Here is a 2,798-nt window from a genome sequence, read left to right on the forward strand (position 1 = left end):
GGATGCGGCGCATCGAGGTCGCGGTCGGGGACGGGGTGGGGCCGCGGCTCGCGGCGGCAGTGTCGCTGGCGGCCGGCGCCACCAGTGTGCGTGACCATGCCGCGGACGGCGACGGGATGCTGCGGTTGCGCCCAGCGGCGGCGCTGGCCCGGCGAGTGGCCGGGCGGGCCGCCGACGCGGCCGGGCGGGACGGGCTGACCGTCGGGCTTGACGTCGGCCTGTTCGACCGGGCCGCCGCCGCGGGCCGCGCGCACGAACTCGGCGACGCGACGGCAGGCGGCGACGCGACGGCAGGCGGCGGGCGGGCGGCGTTGCTGGCGGCGTTGGCGCCCACGGAGGCAGCGACCTCCGCGGTCCTCGCCCACACCGCTGTCCTCGCCGGGCGGGAGCACAACCGGGAGCGGCTGGCGGTGGTCGGCAGCCGGTTCGGCCGGATCGTGCACCTGCTCGACGCGGTCGCCGACCGGTCCGACGACGCGCGCACGGGCGCGTGGAACCCGCTGACGGCGACCGGCACAAGCACAGGCGAGGCCCGCCGACTGTGCACCGACGCGCGCCGGGAACTGCGCGGCGAGCTGGCTGCCGTTGATCTCGCCGACGGCCTGGACGCCCGGCTCGTCCACGCCCTGCTCGACGACGGGCTCGCCCACGCCGTCGACCGCGCCTTCCTCGCCGCCGGCGTCCGGCTCGAGGGACCTCGTCCGGGCCAGCGTCCGGACCAGCAGCGTCCGGACCAGCAGCGTCCGGACCAGCAGCGTCCGGACCAGCGCCCCGATGAGCCGTCGGACGGGCGCCGGGTCACCGGCGGCGCCTGCCTGGCGGCCGCCGGCATGTTCCTGACCTGTCAGATGTGCGGCGACTACACCTCGCCGGTGGACGGCCAGCGCAAGGAAGGCCTGTGCGGCCGCTACGGTGACTGCGGTGACTGTTGCGACTGCTGTGAGTGCTGCGACTGCTGCGAATGCTGCGGCGGATGCGGATGCGATTTGTAACCGGCAGGGGAGCGCAATGTTTCATCCTGGTTGCGCGATACGGAACCAGGACGTGACGTCAGGTAGGGATCTGCTGAAATGGTGGGCGTCGCGCGAGCGGAGCCCCGAACCGTCTCTCGCGGTGGGGACGCCCCCACGTCCCCACGCGGGCATCGACGCCCATCCGGCCGTGACGGCGCCTGCCCGTCGCGGTCGCCCGTCCGGGAGAATGACTGGACCAGCATGAGCCCAGAGGACAACTCGGAAGTTCCCGACACCATCACCGTCGCGGCGGTGGACGATCACCCGATCGTGCTGCGTGGACTCGCGGACCTGCTGCACGATGTCAAGGATTTCGATCTCATCGACACCGCCTGCTCCATCGACGCGCTGCTCACCGGCCCGGGCGAGAAGGCCCAGGTCGTGCTGCTCGACCTCGATCTCGGTGACGGTACCCGTCCTCCGGACAACATCCGGCGGCTGCTGTCCGCCGAGCGCTCGGTGGTCGTGTTCAGCGCGGCGGCCGCGCCGTCCACGGTGCGGGGTGCGATGCGGGCGGGCGCGTCCGGCTTCGTTCCCAAGACCGACGACGTCCAGGATCTGGCGACCGCGATCCGCGCCGCCGCGGCCGGCACCGGATGGATCTCTCCGCAGCTGGCCTTCCTGCTTCTCACTGACGACGCCCCGGACGCGCCCGACCTGGCCCCCCGCGAGCTCGAAGCGCTGCGCCTCTATGCGACCGGCATGCCGCTGAAGACGGTGGCCCGGCGGATGGGTGTCTCGCCGGAGACGGCGAAGCAGTACATCGACCGGGTGCGGCAGAAGTACCGTCGCGTCGGCCGCGACGCCGGCACCAAGGTCGACCTGTTCAAGCGCGCCGTCGAGGACGGCCATCTGGACCGGCCGGTCGAAGGTCTGGACTGAGGAAGCGGAGGCGCAGTGGGCGCCGGCACCCCCATGCCAGCGCCCACCACCCGACACACACCGGATCCCCGTGCCCGGTGCGCGCCCCCGCGCCACCCCCCGCGTGGCGTGAGGGCGCGCGATGGGGTCAAGGGCCTAACCGCTCGGCGTGTTCCCCCGAATCGCCTTGCTGTTTCCCCCGTGCGCCCTTGACCTCGTTCATCGTGTCAAAGGGCGCAGGGTGCGTCATGACCCCGAATCCACTGAAAGTGGCGTCCCCTCGATGGGGGACACTCATCCTGGTCAGGTCGGGTGATACGGATAGTCACGACCGGGGTCCGGGCGACCGGTGCGTGAACCCCGCCGCCAGCCCCGCCAGAAACACCAAGAAACCACAGGCGGCCGCGAGCCACAACCCTGGGCCAACTATCACATCTGTCGTCAGGCTGTTGTCGGCGAACGGACCCTCCCGGTAGAGGTGAACGAGGTCGACGGTGGCCGTCAGCGGCACCATGAGACCCGTCATGATCGCGAGCATGCGGCCCCACGCGAGCCGGCCGGCGGCGAGCAGCAGGCCGGCGGCCACCGCGAGGATCCCGAGCACCACTGTCAGCCGGCCGTGCTGATCCGGATCGGTGCCATGCACGTCGAACTCGACCAGGCCGTAGGCCTTCACGGTCGCCCAGCGCATCCCCGACGCGAGGATCACCCCGAGCCCGGCGCAGATCGCCACCGGACCGGCCAGCCAGGAACAGCGGCCCAGCACTCCCCGCCATCCACCCGGGCGCCGCGCCGCGTCCCGCGCCCCGCCCGTCGCGCCCGCTGCGCCCGCGCCGGGGCGATTCGCCGAGGACGGCAGGTCCCAGGGCTGCGCCGCGGCAACCGACGCCCCGCGTCCCCGAGCGTCCCCGGCCACGCCCAGGT

3 protein-coding genes are annotated in these 2,798 nt (G+C 73.0%); 2 read left to right on the forward strand and 1 reads right to left on the reverse strand.

Features of this window, described 5'->3' with window-relative positions; all coding sequences use genetic code 11:
* Both C1A33_RS35190 and C1A33_RS23360 read left to right on the forward strand, forming a co-directional pair.
* A partial coding sequence (locus C1A33_RS35190; protein WP_101833501.1) for a transcriptional regulator occupies positions 1-992 on the forward strand: 992 nt, incomplete at its 5' end.
* Between the two features lie 222 nt (positions 993-1,214).
* The gene (locus C1A33_RS23360; RefSeq protein WP_101833502.1) at positions 1,215-1,895 is read left to right on the forward strand and encodes a response regulator transcription factor; all 681 of its coding nucleotides are present in this window, start codon (positions 1,215-1,217) and stop codon (positions 1,893-1,895) included.
* Between the two features lie 304 nt (positions 1,896-2,199).
* Here C1A33_RS23360 and C1A33_RS23365 read toward each other — a convergent pair.
* The coding region (locus tag C1A33_RS23365; protein WP_207770455.1) for a hypothetical protein at positions 2,200-2,798 on the reverse strand (599 nt) is incomplete at its 5' end.

The organism is Frankia canadensis (assembly GCF_900197875.1).
Classification (GTDB): Bacteria; Actinomycetota; Actinomycetes; order Frankiales; family Frankiaceae; genus Frankia; species Frankia canadensis.

What these genes read in the sequence shown, in the direction of transcription:
- C1A33_RS23360 (WP_101833502.1), top strand. Translation starts at nt 1,215, where the DNA reads ATGAGCCCAGAGGACAACTCGGAAGTTCCCGACACCATCACCGTCGCG.